Source organism: Shewanella indica, from assembly GCF_002836975.1.
Taxonomy (GTDB): domain Bacteria; phylum Pseudomonadota; class Gammaproteobacteria; order Enterobacterales; family Shewanellaceae; genus Shewanella; species Shewanella indica.
Map to the genome: position 1 here is coordinate 71,144 of NZ_NIJK01000022.1, position 25,430 is coordinate 96,573.

General features: G+C 52.2%; 22 protein-coding genes and 1 other annotated feature. Of the genes, 11 read left to right on the top strand and 11 right to left on the bottom strand.

Annotated elements, in window-relative coordinates; genetic code table 11:
- Nucleotides 1–28 precede the first annotated feature (28 nt).
- Nucleotides 29–343: a TapY2 family type IVa secretion system protein gene (locus tag CX650_RS05190; protein WP_101095189.1), complete on the bottom strand. Its 315-nt coding sequence runs from the start codon at nucleotides 341–343 to the stop codon at nucleotides 29–31.
- A gap of 10 nt (nucleotides 344–353) precedes the next feature.
- Nucleotides 354–3,941: a PilC/PilY family type IV pilus protein gene (locus CX650_RS05195; protein WP_101095233.1), complete on the bottom strand. Its 3,588-nt coding sequence runs from the start codon at nucleotides 3,939–3,941 to the stop codon at nucleotides 354–356.
- A 524-nt stretch (nucleotides 3,942–4,465) separates the two neighbouring features.
- Here CX650_RS05195 and CX650_RS05200 point away from each other — a divergent pair.
- A complete protein-coding gene (locus tag CX650_RS05200) occupies nucleotides 4,466–5,557 on the top strand; it encodes an efflux RND transporter periplasmic adaptor subunit (protein ID WP_071476814.1) in 1,092 nt (363 codons plus the stop codon).
- Nucleotides 5,557–8,676, top strand: a complete 3,120-nt coding sequence (locus tag CX650_RS05205; protein WP_101095190.1) for a multidrug efflux RND transporter permease subunit — start codon at nucleotides 5,557–5,559, stop codon at nucleotides 8,674–8,676. The genes CX650_RS05200 and CX650_RS05205 overlap by 1 nt, the downstream gene beginning before the upstream one ends.
- 83 nt (nucleotides 8,677–8,759) lie before the next feature.
- Here the strand turns inward: CX650_RS05205 and CX650_RS05210 are convergent, their stop codons facing one another.
- Nucleotides 8,760–9,113 (bottom strand): DUF1428 domain-containing protein, encoded by a 354-nt coding sequence (locus CX650_RS05210; protein ID WP_039034246.1) that lies wholly within the window; start codon nucleotides 9,111–9,113, stop codon nucleotides 8,760–8,762.
- Between the two features lie 208 nt (nucleotides 9,114–9,321).
- Complete coding sequence (locus tag CX650_RS05215) at nucleotides 9,322–9,747, bottom strand: OsmC family protein (RefSeq protein ID WP_039034245.1); 426 nt, start codon at nucleotides 9,745–9,747, stop codon at nucleotides 9,322–9,324.
- Between the two features lie 189 nt (nucleotides 9,748–9,936).
- Here CX650_RS05215 and CX650_RS05220 point away from each other — a divergent pair, with 189 nt between their 5' ends.
- Together CX650_RS05220 and CX650_RS05225 are read left to right on the top strand one after the other, a co-directional pair.
- Nucleotides 9,937–10,683: a substrate-binding periplasmic protein gene (locus CX650_RS05220; RefSeq protein ID WP_101095191.1), complete on the top strand. Its 747-nt coding sequence runs from the start codon at nucleotides 9,937–9,939 to the stop codon at nucleotides 10,681–10,683.
- A gap of 62 nt (nucleotides 10,684–10,745) precedes the next feature.
- A complete protein-coding gene (locus CX650_RS05225; RefSeq protein ID WP_101095192.1) occupies nucleotides 10,746–11,171 on the top strand; it encodes a thioesterase family protein in 426 nt (141 codons plus the stop codon).
- Between the two features lie 11 nt (nucleotides 11,172–11,182).
- Here the strand turns inward: CX650_RS05225 and CX650_RS05230 are convergent, their stop codons facing one another.
- Together CX650_RS05230 and CX650_RS05235 are read right to left on the bottom strand one after the other, a co-directional pair.
- On the bottom strand, nucleotides 11,183–12,676 hold the full coding sequence (locus CX650_RS05230) for a putative bifunctional diguanylate cyclase/phosphodiesterase (protein WP_101095193.1): 1,494 nt from the start codon (nucleotides 12,674–12,676) through the stop codon (nucleotides 11,183–11,185).
- Between the two features lie 47 nt (nucleotides 12,677–12,723).
- Nucleotides 12,724–13,566: an HDOD domain-containing protein gene (locus CX650_RS05235; protein WP_039034241.1), complete on the bottom strand. Its 843-nt coding sequence runs from the start codon at nucleotides 13,564–13,566 to the stop codon at nucleotides 12,724–12,726.
- Nucleotides 13,567–13,996: 430 nt separating this feature from the next.
- Here CX650_RS05235 and trhP point away from each other — a divergent pair, with 430 nt between their 5' ends.
- The 3 genes from trhP (at nucleotide 13,997) to CX650_RS05250 (ending at nucleotide 16,090) form a co-directional block, all read left to right on the top strand.
- A complete protein-coding gene (trhP, locus tag CX650_RS05240; RefSeq protein WP_101095194.1) occupies nucleotides 13,997–15,361 on the top strand; it encodes a prephenate-dependent tRNA uridine(34) hydroxylase TrhP in 1,365 nt (454 codons plus the stop codon).
- Between the two features lie 269 nt (nucleotides 15,362–15,630).
- Nucleotides 15,631–15,882, top strand: a complete 252-nt coding sequence (locus CX650_RS05245; protein ID WP_028779037.1) for a YfhL family 4Fe-4S dicluster ferredoxin — start codon at nucleotides 15,631–15,633, stop codon at nucleotides 15,880–15,882.
- A gap of 10 nt (nucleotides 15,883–15,892) precedes the next feature.
- Nucleotides 15,893–16,090: a hypothetical protein gene (locus tag CX650_RS05250; protein ID WP_373297519.1), complete on the top strand. Its 198-nt coding sequence runs from the start codon at nucleotides 15,893–15,895 to the stop codon at nucleotides 16,088–16,090.
- A 91-nt stretch (nucleotides 16,091–16,181) separates the two neighbouring features.
- On the opposite strand, the gene CX650_RS05255 is transcribed toward CX650_RS05250, so the two are convergent.
- Together CX650_RS05255 and ltaE are read right to left on the bottom strand one after the other, a co-directional pair.
- Nucleotides 16,182–16,550, bottom strand: a complete 369-nt coding sequence (locus tag CX650_RS05255; protein ID WP_025009448.1) for an acyl-CoA thioesterase — start codon at nucleotides 16,548–16,550, stop codon at nucleotides 16,182–16,184.
- A gap of 166 nt (nucleotides 16,551–16,716) precedes the next feature.
- A complete protein-coding gene (gene ltaE / locus CX650_RS05260) occupies nucleotides 16,717–17,733 on the bottom strand; it encodes a low-specificity L-threonine aldolase (protein ID WP_101095195.1) in 1,017 nt (338 codons plus the stop codon).
- A 361-nt stretch (nucleotides 17,734–18,094) separates the two neighbouring features.
- Here ltaE and CX650_RS05265 point away from each other — a divergent pair, with 361 nt between their 5' ends.
- Complete coding sequence (locus CX650_RS05265) at nucleotides 18,095–18,736, top strand: trimeric intracellular cation channel family protein (protein WP_039034237.1); 642 nt, start codon at nucleotides 18,095–18,097, stop codon at nucleotides 18,734–18,736.
- A 141-nt stretch (nucleotides 18,737–18,877) separates the two neighbouring features.
- Here CX650_RS05265 and thrC read toward each other — a convergent pair whose 3' ends face one another.
- Genes thrC through thrA form a run of 3 tightly spaced genes read right to left on the bottom strand, consistent with a single transcriptional unit; the run spans nucleotide 18,878 to nucleotide 23,631 of the window.
- Entirely contained in the window at nucleotides 18,878–20,170 is a 1,293-nt protein-coding gene (gene thrC, locus CX650_RS05270) for a threonine synthase (RefSeq protein WP_101095196.1), read from the bottom strand.
- A gap of 39 nt (nucleotides 20,171–20,209) precedes the next feature.
- The gene (gene thrB / locus CX650_RS05275) at nucleotides 20,210–21,169 is read right to left on the bottom strand and encodes a homoserine kinase (RefSeq protein WP_101095197.1); all 960 of its coding nucleotides are present in this window, start codon (nucleotides 21,167–21,169) and stop codon (nucleotides 20,210–20,212) included.
- A complete protein-coding gene (gene thrA, locus CX650_RS05280; RefSeq protein ID WP_101095198.1) occupies nucleotides 21,166–23,631 on the bottom strand; it encodes a bifunctional aspartate kinase/homoserine dehydrogenase I in 2,466 nt (821 codons plus the stop codon). The genes thrB and thrA overlap by 4 nt, the downstream gene beginning before the upstream one ends.
- A 34-nt stretch (nucleotides 23,632–23,665) precedes the next feature.
- Nucleotides 23,666–23,786: a sequence feature (Thr leader region), on the bottom strand.
- 79 nt (nucleotides 23,787–23,865) lie between these two features.
- On the opposite strand from thrA, the gene CX650_RS20520 reads away from it, so the two are divergent.
- The 3 genes from CX650_RS20520 (at nucleotide 23,866) to CX650_RS05290 (ending at nucleotide 25,430) form a co-directional block, all read left to right on the top strand.
- Nucleotides 23,866–23,991, top strand: coding sequence for a hypothetical protein (locus CX650_RS20520; RefSeq protein ID WP_256213954.1), 126 nt, complete (start codon nucleotides 23,866–23,868; stop codon nucleotides 23,989–23,991).
- 292 nt (nucleotides 23,992–24,283) lie between these two features.
- Nucleotides 24,284–24,895: a peptidylprolyl isomerase gene (gene slyD / locus CX650_RS05285; RefSeq protein ID WP_101095199.1), complete on the top strand. Its 612-nt coding sequence runs from the start codon at nucleotides 24,284–24,286 to the stop codon at nucleotides 24,893–24,895.
- A gap of 154 nt (nucleotides 24,896–25,049) precedes the next feature.
- Nucleotides 25,050–25,430: a hypothetical protein gene (locus CX650_RS05290; RefSeq protein ID WP_052248087.1), complete on the top strand. Its 381-nt coding sequence runs from the start codon at nucleotides 25,050–25,052 to the stop codon at nucleotides 25,428–25,430.

Sequence of the window (25,430 nt, forward strand, 5' to 3'; positions counted from 1 at the left end):
AGGCAAACGCCTCCGTTTTTTATTTCCTTTAACCCAGGCCGGCTTCAGAATCGTCTAGTTGCCTGCCACTGTCCGAGCGAAACGCCTGCTCTCTTGGCACACACTCAAACACTTCACGCACATAATGGCGTTTGCCGCGGTTACCTATCCGCTCCAGCTTCATTCCCGGCATCTGCCGCTGGTAGAGCTCGGCCTTGGCCGGATCCCAAGAGACCCGAATAATCTCCTGCGCCGCTCTTGTTGTTTCCACCAGGCACTTATAGTCCTGACGTCGCCCCTTGGGCTGTGCGGCAGCCAGAGGCAGGCTCAAGAGTATGGCCAAAGGCAATATCAGCTTATTCATCATCCGCTCCTCAATTGGCCTGATAGTAATAGATTTTGTTAGTGGCCGGGCCACCGCCGACACACTTGTGATCGCCGGGTGGGCAGCCGGGATCCGGCATCACCTTCTCCATCTTTTCGCCGGCATTGCCAATGCCTATCAAATACATATAGCTATCGGCCACAGTACCATCACTGCTGATATTGGGCGGCACAACCAACTGCGGTGTATCCGGAACACTCTCCCCCATCTCCAGATAGGTTTTTGTGAAACTGCGGGTGCCCTTGTGCAGATCAAAGCCATAGAGATAGCCCTGCCCGACAACCAAACACTGGTTGCTGGAAGTCTGCGAGCCAGGCACATAGGAGGTAAAGAAAACCCGCCCTTTGATGATACTGGCATCGGCAAGGCTTTTTTCACCATTGCGGGTAAAGTCGTAATACCAACCACGCTTACGGCCAAAAGCGATGTGCTCTTTCTCTGAAGCCGGTGCCTTGGCCGTCACATCGTAAAGATCCGCCAACGTCAGTGCCTGAGGCACTGCCTTGCCCTTGAAACTCCGGCTGAGGGTATTTCTGTCCTGCAGAACAAAGAAGATATCCGAGCGACTGGTGTTCGATGGAGATGGCCTGAGTCCGGAGCCGACCACCACGGCATCGTAAGGGACTTGCTGCGCCGAAATCACCATCTTTGACTGGCCATTGACCGTGACACGGTTCTCGCTCAGATTGCCAAACATGGTTTGCGCCACCACAGGGGCAGCAAAGAAGCGCCTGTCGGTATTTTCTGTGCTGCCGCCAAGAGAAGCAAACTTGAAGGCACTCCATTGTTTGCTGTCGGCACCAGCCATATCCAGTCGCCAAACATTGGCCCCGGTATCTGTGGCATAGATACGGTCAGTAACGCCATCACTATTGCTGTCAAGAATCGCGACCAAATTGGGAATGCTGTCCCTCAGCCCCGGCATTGGCGTATCACCGCCGGGGCCAAATCTGTGGAGTAACTTGCCGGTTTCGGCATCCAGAATGAACACCCCGCGGCCCTGGCTATCGGCGCCACCGACCTCAAGAGTATCCTTGGCCGGAGAGTACCCTGCTCCAAAGATGAGTACCGGCTTGTCACCCTGACCTGGAATGGTGGTCACCACAGGCTTGGCCCAGCTTTGCCCCAACTCACTCATGCCGGCCGAGTCTGCGCTGATATGCCACATCAGACTAGGCTTATCCGGATTGGTCACATCCATGGCGTAGTAACCACGGCCACCACGCCGCAGCCCCATAAATACCCAGGCCTTCTCCATCTTGTTGCCGCTGCGCTTGATATAAGCTGCGGGTGAGCCATCAAAACCATAAACCGAATGCACGCCGGAAGGTACGTTGGCCCTGAGCGTTGCCAGATTGGGTAAAAACTCCCAGGGCATAAAGGCCCAGCTCTCATTGACCGAGTCCCCTTTGTCCTGAAACATATGCAACATGCCGTGGTTACTGCCCAGCAGAATACGGATATCCGGGTTCTTTGCGGACAAACCGAAATCTATCGCCAAAGGTTTGGAATGCAAGGGGTCGCCCAGAAGGTCACGGCGCTTATCGCTGTGGCTGTTATTCTGGTTGTCATCGTCAATATCCTTGCCGATAACCCAGTCGAACAGATCCTGCAGTTGGCTTTTATCTACTCCCATATGCTGCGCCAGCTTGGCCTCGCCGCCGGCGTAACTGCTGGCCGCGACCTTGGTCAGAGGCGACAAACCACCTTTGGCAGCAAAATTACCGTAGAAAGTGCGCTGCTGTTGGTTATAGAGGGCCTCGGCCACCCCACCTTTGGTGACATCATCGCCATCACCACCGGCGTTGCAAACGGCCTGAGAACTCCAGAAAGAGCAGGCCGAAGTATTGATATTGCCATTGTCGGCAATGGCCGGATTGCCGTTTTTGTCTACCACATCCCCTGTGCCTGTCACCCTGAATTTCTTGAGATTGCCACGCCAACGGGGGCCCTTGTTGGGCAGGAACATGGAGTAATACACAGAGTCAAAGGTCTGTACCTTGTTGAAGTTGTTGCTGGCCACTGAGGGCGAGGTGAAACTGGCATTCTTCTCCAGAATTTGATTGACCACCAACTGAATTGCCGACTGCAGCTTGCTGGCATTCTGGGCATCGAAGTAACGGCCGCCGCCTTTTTCAGCAGTCTTTCTCAATAAGGCTTCCGCCCTGGCCGCCCCCTCACTGAAACCTATGGTAAAAGTATTGACCGTCTGTTTGCCGGCCATATTGGGGTTAACGTCATTACGGGCCATCCAACTGCTCAGGGCACTGAGATAACTTCGGCGACGATTACTGCTCACATAAGCATCCTTGCCCCCGGTCATACTCTGCACCAAGCCGTCGGCGGCCTTGTCCAACGTCGGCTCACCGTCTGTGATATAGACTATATAGGCTTGGTTCTGACACTTTTTGAACGGCGACTCATAAATACCGTTCTTGATAATGCTCATATCCTGCTGCGGGGTATTGGCGGAATCATAATAACCTACGACTCTGAGCCTTCCCCATTCATCACGCCGGTAATAAGTGTAATCACTATCATCATCACCGAAATACACCCCTTGGCCACTAAAGTATCGATAGGCTTCATAGAGAGTTTCACACAAGGGTGTATTCTGGGCGAAGGTAATATCATTGACGCTTTTAATAAGCGCTATCTTACTGTCGGCACTCTGCGGTTTAATCCCGGAGATAATCCGCCCACCATCGCGCATGCCTTCCCTATCATGGTTTAAGTTGAAAATGGCCAGCCCCAAATCTACCCCGGGAGTTGTCACAATCACGTTCTGAATCGCTTCCTGAGCCAGTTGCAAACGTGTCTTGGTGACCTTTTTCTTATCACTGTGATGCCAGCGCAAATAATCTTCTGTATAGAGGGTTACCACGCGGCCAGTGCCAAAACCTGTACGCCCTGCAGCGTCCTTGGCCGCCTTCTTCTGCGCTTCGGTCGAACGATTGCTGACCTGGGTGTAGCTGATCACCTGATTGCGGTTACCGACGCTATCCAGCGGCAAACCATCGGGTATCCCAGCCGCATTGCCATAACGCTCATCCTGAATATCCTCCAAACAATCTACCAGAGTGATATTGGCGCCATTATTTTCCGGCAACTCTTTCCAGGTGCCATTTTGCCCGGAGAAACTGTACTCACGAACAAACCCGGTATAAATTCCATATTTATTCAGATACTCCCAGGAGGTTTGACAGCCGTTATTGCTGCGCAGAAAACGCCAGGTTTTATCCTGCTTACCCGGAACCGGCATATTATCGGAATCCGGTGCTCCTTTGGTGAAATAAATAAACTCTTTCTTGGGCTCAAGGGCGCCACCACCTGCGCCGGGGAAATAACTCTCATCCACATCGTATACATAATTACCCATACTGACGGAGTTATCGAAAATAATTAGCATTTGCGGTCGAGCACCTGTACGCGATGAAGACTCGTAAACATAAAGCTCTGTGTCATCGGCCAATAACGGGCTGACCAATATAAAACTGCCAATACAGGAAAGCAGTAAGGTTAAGAATTGTTTGCCGTCAAAACGCCAATAAGGACTGATAAATATTTGCTTGTTCATGGTAACCAGCTTGTATTTCACCCTGTGTTTATTCCACTTTTCGATGAGAGACAAACAACACACTAGACTGTAAAATAAGGCTTTTATCTCTTTAGCCTTCTATTTACCACGGCAAAAAACAAGCAAACAACAAATAAATAGATTTATTCACATTATTATCAAAATGTGTCGACCAAACCTCATAAAAAACAAACAATATTGACCTTAGCCAAATATCTGACTCATCTATTAAGGTCACTTTATGTACTTACTTAGGGAATGCTTCTTGCAAAGGACTAGACCATTTGCTGCGAACCACGCCTTACATCCATGCCTGTAAGTCGACGCAGAGCACACATGGGACTTGTTCGCACCTTGCTTAGTTCGACTGATGACAAACATTTCCAAGATAAGTTTTTCAGTCACATTTTCGCACCGGAATTTGCGCTTTTTTACATTGATTTACCAGTTTTATGCTCGAGGCTCCCGTAAAATAGGCGGCAATCAGATCCTAGCGGATCTCTAACGGCATCAGATGGGACACAATGAAAAAACCTTATATCGGACTCCTGGTCCTTGGCCTTTGTGTGGCCACCTATCTCCTATTAACTCCAACGGCAGAAAATACCGTCAAAAAGCCCGGCTCAGGCATGGGGATGGGCAAAGCCGCCGTTCCCGTAATTACCGCCACAGTCACAGAGCAATCCCTGGCGCAATCCCTGACTCTGATCGGCAAGCTGGAAGCTGAACGCTCTGTCACCATAGCGCCTCAAGTCGCCGGCAAGATAGACGCTATCGCGGTGCGCTCCAATCAAGAGGTGAAGGCGGGTGAGCTCTTGCTGGTTTTGGAAGAATCCAAGGCCAAAGCGGCGGTGATGGAAGCCGAATCTTATCTGGCCGATGAGCGGCGTAAGTTGGGCGAATATGAAAAACTGATCGGCCGTAACGCCATTACCCAGACAGAAATTGATGCCCAACGCGCCAGCGTCAGTATCGCCGAAGCCAGACTGGCCTCGGCCAGGGCCGAACTGTCCTACCACCATCTGCGGGCTCCCTTTTCCGGTACAGTGGGCCTGGTGGATTTCAGCAAGGGCAAGCTGGTGAGCCAGGGAACCGAACTCTTGAGTCTCGATGATCTGAGCTTGTTGCGGCTCGATCTGCAGGTACCCGAGTCTTATCTGTCGCAACTGAGTGTCGGCATGCAGGTTCAAGGCAGCAGCAGTGCCTGGAACGGCCAACTGTTTCAGGGCAAGGTGATTGCCATAGATCCCAGAGTCAACCCGGATACCCTCAATGTCAGGGTGCGGGTAGAATTCAACAACCCAAACAAACGCTTGAGACCGGGCATGATGCTGTCGGCCACCCTGACCTTCCCACCACTGCACCAGGCGGTAGTGCCGGTGCAGGCGTTGGAGTATTCCGGCACCAAGCGCTATGTCTATCGCATAGATGAAAACAACATAGCCCACCGAACCGAAGTGCATCTGGGCGCCCGGGTCGAACATCTGGTACTGATCACAGATGGCGTCAGCCTGGGAGATCGCATTGTGGTGCAGGGGCTGGTGAATATTCGTGATGGCGCCAGCGTCAAGCCCTTGACCGCCGAAGCGGTACAGCAGACCGGGGAGCTTCACTGATGTTGTTATCCGATGTCTCGGTCAAACGGCCGATCAGTGCCATAGTGCTGAGCCTGCTTTTGTGTGTCTTTGGTCTGGTGTCTTTCAGCAAGCTGTCGGTGCGGGAAATGCCGGATGTGGAGAGCCCGGTCGTCACTGTGATGACCACCTATGAAGGGGCCAGCGCCTCTATCATGGAGAGTCAGGTCACCAAAAACCTTGAGGATGAGCTGACAGGCATCAGCGGTATCGATGAAATCACCTCGGTGAGCCGCAACGGCATGTCGCGGATCACAGTGACCTTCAAATTGGGCTGGAACCTCACCGAAGGGGTGAGCGATGTCCGTGATGCGGTGGCCAGGGCGCAGCGCCGGCTGCCGGAAGAGGCCAACGACCCGATAGTCTCCAAAGACAACGGCTCGGGCGAGCCCTCCATCTATGTCAACTTGAGCTCCAGCGAGATGGATCGTACCCAGCTCACCGACTATTCCCGCCGGGTACTGGAAGATAAGTTCAACCTGATCACGGGGGTCAGCTCGGTGGATATCTCAGGTGGCCTCTACAAGGTGATGTATGTGCGCCTCAAGCCTGAGCAGATGGCCGGTCGCAATGTCACTGTGCAGGATATCCTTGCAGCCCTCAAGGCGGAGAATATGGAATCCCCCGGCGGCGAGCTGCGTAACGACACCACTGTGATGACTGTGCGCACCGCCCGCCTCTATCTAAGTCCTGAACAGTTCGACTATCTGCAGGTCAGCAGCGCAAACGGCTCGCCGGTTTATCTCAAGGATGTAGCCGAAGTGTTTGTCGGCGCCGAAAATGAGAACTCCACCTTCAAGAGCAACGGCATAGTCAACCTCAGCCTGGGGATAGTACCGCAATCGGATGCCAACCCGCTGGATGTCGCCAAAGATGTTTACAAGCAGGTGGACGCACTGCAAAAGTTTCTGCCGGCCGGTACCGAGCTGTATGTGGACTACGACTCGACCGTGTTTATCGATCAGGCCATAGACGAGGTGTATTACACCCTCTATATTACGGCGGCGCTGGTACTGCTGGTGCTGTATATTTTTATCGGCCAGCTGCGGGCAACGCTAATTCCGGCAGTGACTGTGCCGGTATCGCTGATCTCGGCCTTTATGGCCGCCTACTTCATGGGCTTTTCCATCAACCTGCTGACCCTGATGGCACTGATCCTGGCCATAGGCCTGGTGGTGGATGACGCCATTGTGGTGGTAGAAAATATCTTTCACCACATAGAGCGCGGGGAAGATCCGCTGCTGGCCGCCTACAAGGGCACCCGCGAAGTGGGTTTTGCCGTTATTGCCACCACGGCGGTATTGGTGATGGTATTTCTGCCCATCTCCTTTATGGAAGGCATGGTCGGCTTACTGTTCACCGAGTTTTCCGTGCTACTGGCGGTATCAGTACTGTTCTCATCCCTGGTCGCGCTGACACTGACTCCTGTACTCAGCAGCCAGTTGCTCAAGGCCAATGTCAAACCCAACGCCTTCAACCGCGCCTTGAATCGCTTCTTTGCGGCGCTCGAGCTTAAGTATCGCGCCATGGTGGCCATTGCCATACGTCACAAGGTTGCGGCGCCCTTGGTGATCCTCGCCTGTATCGGCGGCAGTGCCTTGCTGGTAAACCATATTCCAGCTCAGTTGGCGCCACAGGAAGACCGCGGGGTGATCTTCGCCTTTATCAAGGGCGCCGAAGGCACCAGCTATAACCGCATGACAGCCAACATGGATATAGTACAGGACAGGCTGATGCCGCTGCTGGGCCAGGGCGTGCTCAAGTCCTTCAGTGTGCAGGCGCCGGCCTTTGGTGGCCGCGCCGGTGATCAGACAGGTTTTGTGATCATGCAGCTCGAGGATTGGAAAGACAGGGATATCAACGCCGAGCAGGCGCTGGTGATGATAGCCCAGGTATTGAAAGATATTCCCGATGTGATGGTGCGTCCCATGTTACCCGGCTTCCGTGGCCGCTCCAGTGAGCCGGTGCAGTTTGTGATCGGCGGATCCGACTATAAAGAGCTGTTCAAATGGGCACAACTGCTGCAACAGGAGGCCAACAGCAGCGGCCTGATGCGCGGCGCCGATCTCGATTATGCCGAAACCACCCCTGAGCTTCTGGTCACGGTTGACAGACAAAGGGCGGCAGAGCTTGGTGTCAGTGTTGCCGATGTTTCGGAAACCCTGGAGGTGATGCTCGGCGGCCGCAAACAAACCACTTATGTGGACAGGGGTGAAGAGTATGATGTCTACGTACGCGGAGATGAAAAACAGTTCAGCAACATGAGCGACCTCAGCCAGATCTATATGCGTACCAGCAAGGGCGAGCTGGTTACCCTCGACAGCCTGGCGCATATCGAAGAAGTCGCCTCGCCGCAGCGACTGAGCCATACCAATAAACAAAAATCCATCACCATCAAAGCTAACCTCATGGATGGCGCCACTCTGGGGGAAGCACTGGATTTCCTCGACGCCAAGGCGATTGAATCCCTGCCCGGTGATATCAGTATCAGCTACACAGGTGAGTCGAAAGACTTCAAGGAAAACCAGAGCAGCATGCTGCTGGTATTCGGTTTGGCCCTCTTGGTGGTTTATCTGGTACTGGCGGCTCAGTTCGAAAGCTTTATCAACCCACTGGTGGTGATGTTGACCGTCCCTATGGGGGTATTCGGCGGCTTCCTTGGTCTGTGGCTGACACAACAAGGACTCAACCTCTATAGCCAGATAGGGATGATCATGTTGATAGGCATGGTAACCAAGAACGGTATTCTGATAGTCGAATTTGCCAACCAACTGCGAGACAAGGGGCTGGCCTTCGAACAGGCGGTTATCGATGCCTCGGCGCGGCGTTTGCGGCCGATCCTGATGACCTCCTTCACCGCGATTGTCGGCGCGATTCCCCTTATCTTCTCCACTGGTGCCGGCTCTGAGAGCCGTATTGCCGTGGGTACTGTGGTGTTCTTCGGTATGGCGTTTGCGACCTTTGTCACCCTGTTGGTGATCCCGGCCATGTATCGACTCTTGTCCTATAACACCAAGTCGCCCGGCCATGTCAAAGACAGGCTCAATGCCGCTATCGCCCGGCAGCAGGCGCAAATAAACATAGGCTCAGGTTCAGATTGATTCTGTCTGGGTCAATAAGGAGCCTCAATAAAACAAGGGATGCCATACGGCATCCCTTGTTTTATTGAGGCGTCAAAGAAAAACTAATCCTTGAGCAGCATCTCAAAGCCGCCCCAGATCATTCTCTTGCCATCGAACGGCATATCACCGAGAGTCTCGGGAACGGAAGGATCTGTCATGATGAACTGCATGCCTCTATCGCGCGTAGCCTTGTCCGGCCAAACGATCCAGGAAACCACCACAGTCTCGTCATCCTGGCGCTTTACCGCCATAGGCATGGAAGTAAGCTTACCTTCCGGGACATCATCCCCCCAGCATTCTACCAGCTCCAAAGCGCCCTGAGACTTAAACAACCCCGCCGCCTTGCGTGCATGCTCAAGATACTGCTGCTTCTTGGCCGTTGGAACCGGAGCGACCATCACATCGATATAACTCATTTTCGCCTCCTTTGCTCTGTTCTCCCTACACTTGCATCTTCCCTTGCAAGTGTAGGAGGCGCAACGGCATTTTGCCGTCTGAGTCAGTGGTTATCTGTCAGCCTGTCAGTATTCACGCAGCAGGCCTGGTTCAGCGCTTTATTTTATTTAGCCCGGGCTTGGTCAGGATTGGCTGTGCTCAAGCCAAGAGCAATTGAAGCTTCAGGCCTCAGACGCTTTGATGCTCTACTCTGGAAGCGCTCAACAGGTTGTCATGCACGGGACAACGATGGCAGACAGTATCGAGAAACTGCTGCTTTTGTTCTGCCGTCAAGTCGGCATCGATATCGGCATCCAGGGTAATACGGCGAAACCCAACAGGATCCTCACTGGGTTTCCCAAGCAACCCGTCGGAATTCATCTCGCCACGCACCTTGATATTCATTCCCCGGAGATCGATTTTCTGCTCTCTGGCTACCATTCTGGCAATAGCAGAAATACAGCCGCCCAGAGAAAACAGGAAGGTCTCCAGCGGATTGGCTCCTTCGTTACCGGCGGAAGCTTGGTCAATGACCAAGGTATGCTCACGCACCTGCGCCGTCACTTTCCAGCCTTTGCCCATTTTGGTTTCGAGTTCAATGATCTTTTCTGGCATGGTACTACCTCATCCATTAGAAAATTTTTAATGAGATTAATCTAATGATTATTGTAATGCAAACCCGTATAACGTAAATGTCGCCAAGCTCACAACTCAAAAACTTGTCTCGCTGAGACTATCGAAAAGACTAAGACTCAGGTACTATTTTTAGTCTTTATAACCGGGCCGCTCAACCCAAGGACGAGAATGAGATCTGGAATAATAACTGTATTAATTTGTTTTCTTTGCATATTACCTACCGAGTCAACCAGGGCAACCCCTCAGAATAAAGTCTTACTCGCCGCCGAAGACAGTTGGCCCCCTTTCGCCGACAGAACCGGGCAAGGCTTATCTCACCAACTGATAGCCGCGGCTTTTTCTATTGAACATATCCAAGTGGAAAGCTTGGTGGTGCCCTACTCCAGAGCCTTGATGATGGCCCGAAAGGGACAGGTTCAAGGAGTGTTCAATGTGACTCGTGAGCGCAGTACTGAGGCGGCTTTTTTGTTCGGTGAAGAGCCATTGTTTATTGCCAACGCCTCCTTCTACTACAACAAAAACCGGCCACTGAGTGCCAAAAACAAATGGCAACTTCCGAGGGGGAGTGTCGTTGGGGTTATCAAGGGTTATGAATATGGCGATGAGTTTTCCGAGCTGAGCAAACAGTTGCAACTGGTACAGGTTGCCAGTCAGGAGCAACTGCTCAATCTCTTGCTGCTCAATCGTATCGATGCCGCCATTATGTTCGACAAGGTAGCCGAAGGCGTTATCAAACGTATGGGGGTGAAAGAGGAGATTCTGCCGGCATTTCCCAACCATCAGAGCCGAATATTCCTGGCATTCTCACTACAGGATGCCGATTCACCGACGTTGGCCAAGGCATTGGATAAAGGGTTGCGACAGATGAAACAAAGCGGTCAATATCAGCAAATAATCAACAATGGTCGCTTCTGAGTGCTCATCTTTGCCTATCACAGTGTTAAACTGCCGGGCGCGACTCAATTACAGGTATTTGCATGCAGCTCAGCTTCAGCCCTTGGTTTCATTTTCAATTGCAGATCTACTATGAAGATACGGACTTTTCCGGCGTGGTGTATCACCCCAATTTTCTGAAATATTTCGAACGCGCCCGTGAGCAAGTCATAGGTGCCAACGAATTAAAACGCCTGTGGCAATCTGAGGGAGTGGGCTTTGCCGTTTATCGCTCCGAGCTTATTTGTCAGGAGGGAGTCGAGTTTGCCGATATCCTGGATATCCGCACCCGTTTTGCCTTCGAAAGCAAATATCGCACCGTGTGGGAGCAAGAGATCTGGCGTGAAAACGCTGTCAGAGCAGCAGTCAACGGCCGAGTGGAAATGGTGTGCATGAATCGTCAGCGCCAACTTTGCCCCATGCCGGCAACGCTGCTTGAACAATTGGGCGCTCAACTACAACAGATTTAATTCCTTTGAACTCAGCCTGCGCTCTTGGCATGAATGCTGTGTTTAGCGTACCAGTATTCCAATTCCGGCGCCGTTTTGGGTTTGGCGATAATATCTCCCTGTAGTTGGTCGGCCCCCATAGAAATTAGCACCTGTTTCAGCGCCATAGACTCAACCCCCTCAACTGTAACCTCAAAACCCAATGACTTGGCCATCTGGATACTGGCGCGCATTATATGCTTGGCATTACTGTTACTGAGCAGCTCTTCATTGAACGCCTTATCGATCTTAACTTCATCTACCGGCAGATTCTTCAAATAGGCCAATGACGAGTGCCCGGTACCAAAATCATCTATCGCCAGACGAATATCCAGTTGCCGCAAACGTTGTAAAATTTTAATCGCCTGCTCAAGGTCGGCCATCAAGCTGCTCTCGGTGATCTCAAGCGCCAGCACATCACCCGGCAACTGGTATTCTTGCAATTGGCGTTCAATCTCCTGCAACATACAGCCGTTGTTGAGATCCTGCGCCGATAGGTTAAGTGCAATTCGTACTTTAAAGCCGCCACTGCGCCACTTACGCTGCTGTAACATCACTTGCTCAAGCGCCCAATGACTCACCAGGCCTATCATGCCGGAATACTCGGCCAACGGAATAAACTCGGCTGGAGAAATGGCGCCGAATTTAGGATGTTCCCAGCGAATAAGCGCTTCGACCTGGCGGCAAAGGCCGCTGCTCACTTCTTCTTTGGCCTGATAAACAAGATACAACTGACCGGTTTTCAACGCTTTGGGTAGACTATTGATGATCTCCAGCTCGCGCATTTGAATGCTGTCTTCACCCGTCTGATAACCGGCCAGCAGATCACGGCTATTACGGGCTTTTTTCAGCGCCAGATCCAGGCGGCGCAACATCAAGCTGAGATCGGTATGATGCGCATGCAAATCCAGATAGCCCATCTGGATGCGGAGGCTCAAAGGCGTACCTTTAATATCAAAAGGAACCTGTAGCCGTCCCCGCAACCGATGAAGATCCTCCTCTGTCTGTTGTTGCTCAAAGTACAGCAAAAACTCATCTTCATTCATTCGCGCCAATAACCTGGGCGCATGTTGCAACCCCAGCAGGCGATCTGCCATCTGCTTGAGCAGTTGATCGCCAAAGGCAAAGCCAAACAGGTCGTTGACGTAACGGAAACGGTAGATGTCCAGCAGCACCATAGTCCCCTGCTGCAGCGGCATCAAAGCGGTCACGCTGCGCTTGAGCCCTACCCGATTGGCAAGGCCTGTGAGTTTATCTTTCCCCACAGGTGGCGGAAGCGCCTGCAGCAACTTTTCCAGGCTATTAACCAAATCATAAAAAGCGACCGGCACCCAAGGGAGATCGAGTGGCGCGCGGGCTTTTATCTGATTGTCGAGTTGTTTGCCGAGCTGTTTGATAAAACGCCGCTCTTTTTGACGCTGGCGGCGCCACAAAAGGAGAATAAACACAGTAATTAACGCGATAGAAAGCAACCATGGGCCTATCATCAAAGCGGTATTCTCCCGTTAATGATCGAAATGAATTATTTTAACTTTTACTCATAGCTTTGCTTGATTGAGTGATATTTGTCCAAAAACTCATCACAGCCAAGTAGTTCGGCACTGACGGGTAAGCCTCTGTCGACAAAGACTTCCAGACGCTGTTCAAGCTCGGCGCCGGCTCGTAACTCACCGGTATAAAAAGCCGCCGAGCGAATAAAATCCAGGTAAGTCACATGATCCGGCAGATAGGGCAGATCAGCCCAACGTTCGACCACTTCCATCACATCCGGGGCAAAGTCCCAGCTCTTGAGTACCGCTCTCCCTATCGGCCCTTGCATCTTGCGCACCAAAGCTCTTAGCTGATCTATACTGCCAAAAAGCTCTGGGTGAGCCTCGGCCTCGGTCAGTACCGGCAAGGCACCGATATTGTGCACCAACCCGGCCAGGGTCAAAGTATCATAATTCAGGCCGCTACCCGGATGGGTCTTGTTATAGATAAGTAACATGGCTCCGGCCGCAGCAGTAACATCTATTGAAGTGCGCCACACTTCGTCCATGACCTCCCACACCATCTCGTTGGTGGAGATAAACAACTGCTCCATGGCGATAGAGGTAGCGATAGATTTTATCTGCGCCAAACCTATACGGGTCACCGCGCTGTTGATGTTTTCCGCCGGGATCCCCCGGCTGTAGAAAGCACTGTTGGCTACCTTGATCATACGCGCCGATATGGCGGCATCCTGACCTATGATATCGGCAACTTCCCTCAAGCTTGAATCGGGACGACTGACGACTTCCTGCACCCGCATGGCTACTTCCGGCAAGGTTGGCAGCACCAGGGTATCGTTCTTGAGTTTCCGCAACAAACCAACCAAGAGTTGATGTTCGGTAGACATGCACTCTCCAATGTAAAAAAACTGTTCAAATACTGTGACTCAGTATATCAGTAACCCAGGTGGCCGCGAGCGTAAAAAAGCGTCAAATGATATCAATTCGTTTAAAGCCAACACCTGAAATCGACAGTAGGTCACAGATTAATACTAATTTATTTAGGTAATAAGTTATCTCTAGGATTTGTGCCAAACCGTGGCGGAGAGTATCACCAGGCCGACGACGCTGTGGGGGGAATATTGATTTATAGAATAAAATACCCCTTAGCAGATATTCCCCGGCGAGATGAACTGCTGCTCCGAAATGCTATAATCAACATCCTTTACTAAAACACTTATCTTGCGATGTTTGCATAGCCCCACTTTTATTAAGTAAAATGCCGCCCCTGCTGCCAAGTCGCGCAACCGCCGGACTGCCGTTAATTGAGAGTAAATTATGTTTAAACCAGAGCTTCTGTCTCCCGCCGGGACCCTGAAAAATATGCGTTATGCCTTTGCCTATGGTGCAGACGCCGTATATGCGGGCCAACCCAGATACAGCTTAAGGGTACGTAACAACGACTTTAAGATGGAAAATCTGGCTACAGGCATTCAGGAAGCCCATGCTCTGGGTAAAAAACTCTATGTGGTCAGCAATATCGCTCCCCACAATGCCAAGCTCAAGACCTATATCAAGGATATGGAGCCAGTGGTTGCTATGCAGCCGGATGCCCTCATCATGTCAGATCCCGGTCTCATCATGATGGTTCGTGAAGCCTTTCCCGAACAGGTTGTACACCTTTCAGTACAGGCCAACGCCATCAACTGGGCCTCGGTTAAATTCTGGCAGTCTCAGGGGATCAAGCGCGTGATCCTCTCCCGCGAGCTATCACTGGATGAAATTGAAGAGATCCGTCAGCGTTGCCCGGACATAGAGCTGGAAGTGTTTGTTCACGGCGCACTGTGTATGGCCTATTCCGGCCGTTGCCTGTTGTCCGGCTATATCAATAAGCGCGATCCCAACCAAGGCACCTGCACCAATGCTTGCCGCTGGAAGTATGATGCCCACGAGGCCAAGGAAAATGAAACCGGCGACATAGTCGCAGTCAACCCGGTGCAGATAGAGCAGCCGACTTTGGGCCAGGGCCCTAGCAGCGATCAGATTTTCCTGCTGCAGGAAGCCAACCGTCCCGGCGAATATATGCCGGCCTTCGAAGACGAGCACGGCACCTACATAATGAACTCCAAAGATCTGCGCGCCATTCAGCATGTGGAGCGCCTGAGCCGTATCGGCGTGGATTCATTGAAGATTGAAGGCCGCACCAAGTCCTTCTACTACGTGGCCCGCACGGCGCAGCTTTACCGTCAGGCCATAGACGATGCCGCAGCCGGAAAAGACTTCGACCGCAGCTTAATGAATCGCTTGGAAGGCTTGGCCCACAGAGGCTACACCGAGGGCTTCCTGCGGCGTCACGTTCACGATGAGTACCAGAACTATGAATACGGCCACTCTATCAGTGACAACCAGCAGTTTGTCGGTGAGTTTACCGGTAAGCGTAACGCCGAAGGCCTGGCCGAAATCGAAGTGAAGAACAAGTTTTTGCTGGGTGACAGCCTGGAGATGATGACGCCGCAGGGCAACATCAACCTGATATTGGAAAGCTTGCAAAACCGTAAGGGCGAAGCCATTGAGGCAGGTTTAGGTTCGGGCCATACCGTCTACATGCCGGTACCGGCCGATTTGGAACTGGACTCAGCCATCTTGCTGCGTAACTTGCCGGAGGGGATGGACACCCGCAATCCCCACGCCGTAACCAAGTGAGTCCTGTCTTCCTGAGTATATTCCCAACCTTACACGAAAGGCTGCCTTCAGGCAGTCTTTCGTTTTACGCAAGTCATAGTGCTCTATAACAATCCCGTTGTAGTCATGCGTGCTGGTTATCAATAATAGTGCTGCCGACAGAGGTGCTCCCCCTGTGATAAAATCTGTGCTATGACTTAGTTTGGGCTGCACCTGCTACTGTTTTGTGCGCCAAGCGTTGACCGAAAACCTGCTCGGCAGGATAAGTAATTCCGAGGTAATACAAGGCAATGGCCTTAATCATTGATGACAGCTGCATTAACTGCGACATGTGTGAGCCCGAGTGCCCCAACCAAGCCATTACTATGGGGGAAGAGATCTATGAGATAGATCCGGCGCGCTGCACCGAATGTGTTGGCCACTACGACAACCCAACCTGTGTTTCTGTTTGCCCTATAGACTGTATAGACAAGGATCCCGAACATCAGGAAACCCAAGACGAATTGCTGGTAAAATACGCTCAACTGACCGGCAAGCTATAAGGATAAAATGATGAAAACATTACTGCTTATTGCTGCATTACTCAGTCTTGGCGCCTGTGCCGAGCTCAAGGAAACCGGCCGAACCATAGGCCACACCACCAGAGACGTGACCAAGGAGATAGGCCACACCACCCGGGATGTGACCCGTGAAATCGGCCACGCCTCCCGTGATGCCGCCAAATCGGTCAAGGAAGAATTGAAAGACTGAGCCATCACGTCCAAGAAGTTCAAGCCCTTTCTCGCCAGCCAACAGGGCAAAGTTCTGCCCGGTTGGCAAGCACATTCAAACATCAGAGTTATCAGGCGGCATTGGCCCTCATACCGTGAGGCACGGGCAAACCGGCTTCATTCACATTAACGAAGACCATCTTGTCAATGCTGACAATAGGCGCCAGATTCAATTTATTGCGCACTTCGCAGCGAATAGTGATGGAAGTATGTCCCAGGCTGATAAGCTCGAGGCCAAACTCAATCACATCCCCAAGCTTGGCCGGGGTCATAAAGTTGATTTCCGAGATAAGCTTGGTCACATGGCTGACACTCTTCATCTGGCATGCGGCGAAGATGGCGGCTTCCTCATCAATCCAGCTCATCAACTGTCCACCGAACAAGGCTCCCGCCGGGTTGAGATGTTCATGTTTAACCAAACGCCGACTGTAGTATTTCATGTTTGCGTCCTCGCATTCACCTGTGATTGGAATTCTCACTTGAACTAAAGCAAATTGGACGCCAAACATTCAATCAATATAATTCAATAAGTTACACCACACTTATGCTCATAAATGCCATTACGGTGCACCAGGATAACTCCTGCTGCACCGTAATGGCCCATGCTCAAACCAGACTGAGCACCCGCTTGAAGGCCTGCAGAGTCTTGTCGATATCGGCGGCGCTGATATCTTTGTGCGTCACCAAGCGTAGTTGCCGAGCGCCGCTGATACGCACTCCTTCCTGCAACAAGCCTTTGACCAGAGCTTCAATATCCACTTCATCGGCCAAAGTGGCAAACACCATATTAGTTTGTACCTGGCTCATATCCAGTGCCAGCTCATCCAACTGACTCAAACCTTCGGCCAAAGCCTTGGCATTGGCGTGATCTTCCGCCAAGCGCGCCACCTGCTCAGTCAAGGCCAACTCAGCGGCAGCAGCCAGGATCCCGGCCTGGCGCATTCCGCCACCCAGCATCTTGCGCCAGCGACGCGCCTTGTGAATAAGCCGCTCATCCCCGAGTAACAAAGAGCCAACCGGTGCCGCCAACCCCTTGGATAGACAGATGGATACCGAGTCGAAATACTGGGTTATATCGGCTATCTCCAACCCCTGCGCCACAGCCGCATTGGCCACCCTGGCGCCATCGAGATGGATTTTCAAACCGTGATTGAAGGCCAGCTGCTGCGCCTTGGCCAGGTACTCCTGCGGCAATATCTTTCCGCCTATGGTGTTTTCCAGGCTTAAAAGACGGGTGCGGGCAAAGTGAAAATCATCGGGTTTGATGGCAGCGCGAATATCTTCAAGCGCTATGCTGCCATCGGCCTGATTGTTCAGTGGTTGAGGCTGAATACTGCCTAACACGGCCGCACCACCGCCTTCAAACTTGTAATTGTGGGCTTGTTGACCACACAGATATTCATCGCCCCGCTCGCAATGGGACATGAGTGCCAACAGGTTGGCCTGAGTGCCCGAGCTGGTAAACAAGGCACTGTCAAAGCCGAACATCTCGGCGGCCAGGGCTTCGAGGCGATTTACCGTAGGATCATCGCCGTAAACATCATCGCCCACCTGCGCGGCCGCCATGGCCTGACGCATCGCAGCAGTAGGTTGAGTCACGGTATCGCTTCTGAAATCTATCATCTATCCCCCATATCACATCCAGTTGCCCCACATTAAGATACATGAGGCCAAAACACTCTAGCGCTGCTCGGCTTGACTGTACAGCGCCAGGAGCGCAAAGCTGAATAACTGAAGTTTTCACCTAATTGGGAGCAACAACAAACCCAAACAAACCGACAGCAAGACAAACATAAAAATCAATCAGTAATCCTCATGCACAAAAAATACAAAACCATTTAAAATCATAAAACTACAAAACAAGAATCCAAACAACTCAAATAAAACATAAATAAAACTAATCCAAATATTTAAATAAAATCACTATTAAACTGTGGTGTTTTCCGGCAGAATTCTGATCCTCCGTTATTTTGATGCGAATATTATGCAAGAAGCTCAGTTTATCGCCATACTTTGGCTGATTGGTGTACTGGCCGAAGCTATGACCGGTGCCTTGGCGGCGGGTAAAAAACAGATGGATCTCTTTGGCGTGGTAATTATAGGTTGTGCTACCGCCATAGGCGGCGGCACGCTCAGAGACATCTTGTTGGGTAACTACCCGTTAATCTGGGTAGAAAACTGGCATTATCTGGTGGCTATCGGCTTTGCTTCACTGCTGACGGTGATAATCGCCCCTGTGATGCGTTACCTGTCAAAGCTGTTTCTGGCAATCGATGCTCTTGGCCTGGCAGTGTTTTCCATTGTCGGAGCTCAAAAGACCCTGCTGCTGGGCTTCAGCCCAGTTGTCGCTGTGGTGATGGGAGTGATTACCGGGGTTTTTGGCGGTATTATTCGCGATATTCTCTGTAATCAGATGCCGCTTATATTCCGCAAAGAGTTGTACGCTGTGATCTCCATTATCACGGCCGGGCTCTATGTATTTTTATCGCAATGGCAACTGACTGAATGGCTAAATCTTAGCCTGTGCCTCACTCTAGGGTTCAGTTTGAGGATGCTGGCTATAAAGTATCACTGGGCCATGCCAACCTTCGACTACCAAACCGGCTCAGATCCACATCCGGATTGATAATGCACTTGGTAGGCACTGCCAAGCCAAACACAGATCCAACGTATTGTTTATCAGTTGGATCTGTGTTTATTAACCTACAGCTGTAGATATTTCATCTAACTGTTAATTTTGGAGGCCTGCTTGGCTTCCAAAACCAGACTATAATTCCTCATCCAGAACCGCAAACATGTGCTGTTTAAGGCTATCAAAATCGGCCGGCAGAACAGCCGACAGCAACGCCTTATCGGCCACTCTTTGCAACGCCTGCGGCAGTGGCAGGCTGATGTTCAGCTCGCGGTCGACCACATCCTTGAATTTGGCCGGATGTGCGGTTGCCAGAAAGATCCCCTGCTCTTCCTCCTTCAATGACAAGCGCAGTGCCTCGGCTGCCACCGCCGCATGAGGCTCGGCCAGATAACCTGTCTGCTCGAGCGATAGCATGGCCTGACGGGTTTGCCCCTCGGACAGCGCCAAGCCGGACAAGTCAGACAACGGCCATTTCATCTCAGCAAAAATCGCTTCCACTCTGGGCCAGTTACTCGGCTCGGACACATCCATGGCGTTGGACATGGTCGCAACAGTCTGCCGCGGTGCCCAATCACCAAAACTCAAATAGCGCGGTACAGTATCATTGCTGTTGGTGGCCGCCACAAAGCGCTTGATGGGCAATCCCATGGCTTTGGCCAGCAGACCCGCGGTCAGGTTACCGAAGTTACCACTGGGAACACTGACAACCGGCGCCGATTGATGCTGCTTTCTATGCTGGGCAACCGCTTCAAAGTAATAACAGATCTGCGCCAGCAAGCGGCTGATGTTGATGGAGTTGGCCGAGTTCAGGTGTAAACCGTCACGAATATCACTGTCTTCAAAGGCCTGCTTGACCAAATGCTGACAAGCATCGAAGTCGGCTTCGACCGCAACAGTGTGAATATTGCCGCCCAGAGTGGCAAACATCTTTTCTTGCAACTCACTTATCTTGCCTTTGGGATAGAGCACCATCACCCGCACCTTATCCAGGCCAAAGAAGGCATCGGCCACCGCCGCGCCTGTATCCCCTGAGGTAGCGGTCAAAATAGTCAGAGGCTCTGAGCCGCCAAGCTGGTTGAGACACTGAGCCATAAAACGGGCACCGAAGTCTTTAAAAGCCAAGGTTGGCCCATGAAACAGCTCCAGACAACTGCGCTGCTCATCCACCTGCACCAACGGCAGAGGGAAATTAAACGCCTTCTCCACCAGCTTGTCGACACAGTCCTGCCCCAGCTCATCGGCGAGCCAGGCACCGAGTATCTGTTTGCTGCGCTCGACAAAAGGCAGAGCCAACAGGGCATCGACATCTGCCAGTTTCGGGATCCGGGTTGGGAAAAAGAGCCCTCGGTCCATGCCAAGACCCAGCTTGAGCGCTTCAGTAAAACTTACCCGCTGTGCCGGGTGCTTGAGGTTATAGAATTCCATATTGATGCCTTAAATTCTTTTTTTGGATGAAAATGCGTTTCAGGACAATATCCGGGTGCCTTGAATATCCAGGCGGCAGATGTGGGCAAAGCCGCCCGCTTCGGTTAAATAATGTTGCTCCAGGTAGCGTTTGGCCTGCTCGGCGCGGGCCAGATCGCCGCTGATGGAAAACAGGGTTGGGCCGCTGCCGGAAATCCCGGTGGCCAACATACCCAGCTCAGACAATCCGCGCCGCGCCGCCAGATACCCGGGGATAGCCTCGGCCCGATAGGGTTCAGCCAACACGTCTTTCAACACAGTCAGCGCCAGTGCCTCATCCTGGCGGTAACAGGCATGAACAAAGGCACTGAGATTGCGACCGAATTCTATACAGGTTCCCTTGTCGTATTGGTTCGGCATCAAGGCGCGCATTGCCGCCGTCGACAATGAAATCCCGGGATAGGCCACCAACCAGTACCAGGAATCAAAGGCCGGTAAGGGCTCGCAGATACGCCCGGGCAAATCCAGCATCAGTTGCAATCCACCCAAATAGCAAGGCGCCACGTTGTCATAGTGCACCGAGCCGCTGATCTCCCCTTCAAAACGCCCCATCAACGCCAGCAAGGCCTGCTCATCATAGGGACGGTTGAAATATTCATTGAGACCATAGAGCGCTGCCACCACTGAACTGGCGCTGGAACCAAGACCACTGCCAACCGGCAGATTCTTGGACAGAGTCAAGGAAACGCCTTGATTGATCCCGGCCTCACCTAGGAAAAACTCGGCGCAGCGATAGACAATATTCTGCTGCGGCTCCTGCGGCAGCTTATGAGCCCAGGGGCCAAGTTGAGTCAGAGAAACGCCGCAAGGCGCGGCGCCCACTGTGACTGTATCCCCCAGTAAACTGCCATCAATGGGGGCCAGTGCGGCGCCCAGCAAATCAAAGCCGACACCGACATTTCCCATAGAGGCGGGCGCATAGACAGTCACGGGGACATTGGCGGGAACAAACTGACTCATGCGCTGACCTCCCGAGTCCAGTTGAGGGTTCTGAGTAAGTCGGCAAACACCCCGGCAGCCGTCACTTCAGTACCGGCGCCATAGCCTCTGAGCACAAAGGGGATCGGCTGGTAGTAGCGGCTGTAGAAAGCCAGCGCATTCTCACCACCTTTGACGCTGAACAGGGGATCATCAGCCGCCACTTCGGCGATACGCACCCTGCAACCTGATTCATCTATCTGGCCGACATAACGCAGGCGTTTACCCTTGGCATGGGCAGCAGCCACTCGCTCGGCAACGGCGGCATCCAGCTGTGGCAAAGCCGCCATAAACTGGGCTACATCGCCTGATGCATCAAAGTCATCCGGCAAGACAGACTCCACCTGAATATCATCCAGCTCCAGCGGCAAGCCCACTTCCCGGGCCAGAATCAACACCTTGCGCGCCACATCCATACCATTGAGATCGTCCCTGGGATCCGGCTCGGTGAAGCACTTTTCCCGGGCAATGGCCGTGGCCTGTGACAGACTCATCCCCTCATCCAGCATACCGAAGATAAACGACAGCGAACCCGAGAGTATCCCCTGGAAACGCAACAGCTTATCACCGGCAAACAGCAGCTTTTTCAGGTTATCGATAACCGGCAAACCGGCGCCGACATTGGTTTCATAAAGGAACTGACGCCGCTGAGCCAGCGCGGTTTGCCGCAGCGCGCGGTAAAAAGCCAGCTCACGGGTATTGGCCTTCTTATTAGGTGTCACCACGTGCAAACCGGCATTCATCACATCCAGATAACGACCGGCAATAACATCCGAAGAGGTACAATCCAGCAATACGGGATTGAGCAACTGCTGCTCCTTGGCCCAGGCCAACATCTGTGTCAGATCAAAGGCAACGGGCGAATCGTTGAGCCTTGACTGCCAATCGGCCAGGGAGATACCGGCGGCGTCGAGCAACATCTTGCCTGAGTTGGCGATGGCACAAACCCGAATGCTGATATGTTGCCCTTTGAGCATGGCTTCCTGCTGTTTTATCTGCTCCAACAAGCCAGCACCTATGTTACCGGCACCAACCAGGAAGACATCGAGATACTGCTGCACATCGAAAAAGCCCTGGTGACAGGCCGCCACCGCATGACGCGTCTTGCGCTGCTCGACCACGGCAGAAATAGAGCGCTCGGACGAACCCTGGGCAATGGCAATGATATTGACACTGGCCTGAGCCAGAGCCTGAAAGAAGCGCGCGGCCACGCCCTTGTGGGTACGCATACCGTCACCTATCAGGGATACTATCGCCAGTTGATCCCGCATCTCCAGCGGCTCCAACAGTTCACTCTTGAGCTCTAGTTCAAATTCCTGCTCCAGCGCCCACTTGACTCTGGGGGCATCCAAAGTGGCCACACAGAAACTAATGCTGTACTCACTGGAGCTTTGAGTGATTAGTGATACCGAAACCTTGGCTCTGGCGATGGACTCCAGAATACGCGACGCCATACCCACCATGCCTTTCATTCCCGGGCCTGAAACGTTGAACATGGTTTGGTTGTCCAGATTGGAGATCGCCTTGACCTGCAGCCCGGTCTGATCCGGCTGATTGGATACCAGAGTACCCGGCGCCTGGGGGTTGAAACTGTTTTTGATGTAGCAAGGAATTTGGAACTGGGCTATGGGTGAAATGGTCTTGGGGTGCAGCACCTTGGCGCCAAAATAGGAAAGTTCCATTGCCTCCTGATAACTGAGCTGAGAGAGCAGCTTGGCATCGGCAACCACCCGGGGATCGGTATTGTATACCCCATCGACATCTGTCCAGATTTCGCAGCTGTCGGCATCCAGACAGGCTGCCAGAACTGCGGCCGAATAATCCGAACCATTGCGTCCCAGAGTCACCACCTTGCCATCGGCACCGGCGGCGGTAAACCCGGGCATAACCCACACTCTTTGCTCATCGAGTTTGAGCAACGCAAATCTGGGCTTACTGACGGCGATATCCACCACAGACTCCAGGGGTGTACCGACACCTAGGAATAATTCCCTCGGATCGAGTAAACCGGCGCTGACTCCCTTATTTTTGAGCACTTCAACCATCAAGGCTGCCGAGAGTCGCTCCCCGGCTACCAGGATCTCGGCCCGCACACTGTCAGGACACTCCCCGAGAAGCTGAACTCCTGCCAATTTTGCGCGCCAACTCGCCAGTTGCCGTGCCAATACCTTCTTCAACTGCTGTCTGGCTTCCTCTGCGAGAGATACAGATGCATCGGCATACAAGGCTTCAAATACCTCAGCCACCTTGGCAAGGGCCTCGTCAACATCCCCCTTGGCCAACACCATATTGACCATGGCCAACAGATTGTTGGTTACGGTTGCCGGCGCCGACAGTACTGTGGCCACTTGCTCTTCTCTGGCACTGGTCAGAACAATTTCTGCTGCCATTTCAAACCTTTGCCAGTTTGCCAGCGAGGTACCGCCGAACTTCATCACTTTCATCTGTATCTCCTTTAATTACCGCGCCCGCCCAGGAAACAAAAAAGCCCGCTCCTGGATGGGAGCGGGCTTCTTGTTTGCAATTCTTCAGGGTATAGTCAGCCCGCCCCCACACTGGTAATGGTGGTGGTTGTAATGGTGGTAATTACAACTGAGCTTAGCTGATACATTAGGTTTCTATACTCGTTTCGTTCTCTTTTATTCAGGCCGGTTCATTCAGGAGTCAATCTCCCAGGAATGGCAGCAATGCAAACAGGATTGCTTTTTTATGTGGCGCTTGTCAAGGGGCGTTTTCATGAAAGTTTTAATAAAATGCCAATCTCATTAAATAAGTCTCACCAAAGTCTGTTTTTAACTGGATAAGTATCAACAAAACTCCCTTATTACCTTTAACCTTGACGTAAAGTGTATTGGATTAAAAGTTGAGTATCAGCCAAGCAAGCGCAGTCAAGCACACCAAGATTCAAGTCAGTACCCCCAAATGGAAATTTTAGAAAAGACGCCTGAACAATAATGGCTTTTCTAATGCCAAGCTGCCCCAAAATGTCATCTTGGTGGCAAAACTCTGTGCAACAGTTGGCATAAGCAACGCTCGGATATCGCCAGCGCGGAAAAAGCACGTTATCATGCGGCCACATTCTGAACGGGAGGCGATATGCAAATCACCCAACACAGCGCGGTTACCATTCACTACCGCCTGACTGACGCCAAGGGTCAGTTGATAGAAAGTTCTTTTGAGGCAGATCCTATGGTCTACCTCCACGGTATGGAAAACCTGATCCCGGGACTTGAAAAAGCACTGGAAGGCAAGAGCAAAGGCGATACGCTGGAAGTGACCATAGATGCCGAGGAAGCCTATGGCCCATACCATGATGGTTTGCGTCAGGAAGTTCCTCTGGAAGCCTTTGGCGATATCCAGGACATAGTACCTGGTATGCGCTTCATCGCCGAAACTGAAATGGGCCAGCGCCCGGTACAAGTGACCGAAGTACTGGACAACAGTGTTATCGTTGATGGCAACCACCCTCTGGCAGGCCAATCACTGACCTTTAATGTCGAAGTGATGGACGTGCGTGAAGCGACAGCCGAAGAGATTGATCACGGCCATATCCACGCCCATGGCGGTTGTGGTGGTCACGGCCACGATCACGGCGGTTGCTGTGGCGGTCACGATCACGAACACGGCGGCTGCTGTAATTCAGATGCCGAAGAAGACGCCAAGAAAGAAGGTTGTGACGGTAACGGTGGTTGCGGCTGCCGAGGTTGATAGCCAGTCATACTGACGCCTAAACATATTACTGATTACAATCGAGAGTCCGGCCAATGCCGGACTCTTTGTTTATAGCACTTGGAAAAACAAGGCCTGGTGCCCTGCTTTGGACTAAAATTAATAGATACTCCCGGATGCGAAGAAATGCCCCGTGATCTTATCCAGATTGGTCTATGAGAGCCTGCCCTATCTGTATTTTTTAACCGGTAGCCTGACGCTCTATTTACTCGAATCCTTACTTGGGATCCTGGGATCAGTTTTGCTTATATTGGTTGCGGCCCGGATTTACAACCTGCGTTCGAGTCACAGACGCAGCGATCCCAAACGCCTGCGACGGGGAGGAGTTTGGCCCGCCCCCCTGTATGCAGGATTGCCTTTCCTCTGGCTGTTGTCGGGCATGTTGCTGTTAAGGTTTGCCGACCAGGAAGTATATCAACTATTAGGACTGCTCATCTGTGCCTGGGGCGGCTATATTTTGAATCAGCGCCATCTATACCGCCGCCACAAATTGCCGCGACAACCCCTGATGTGA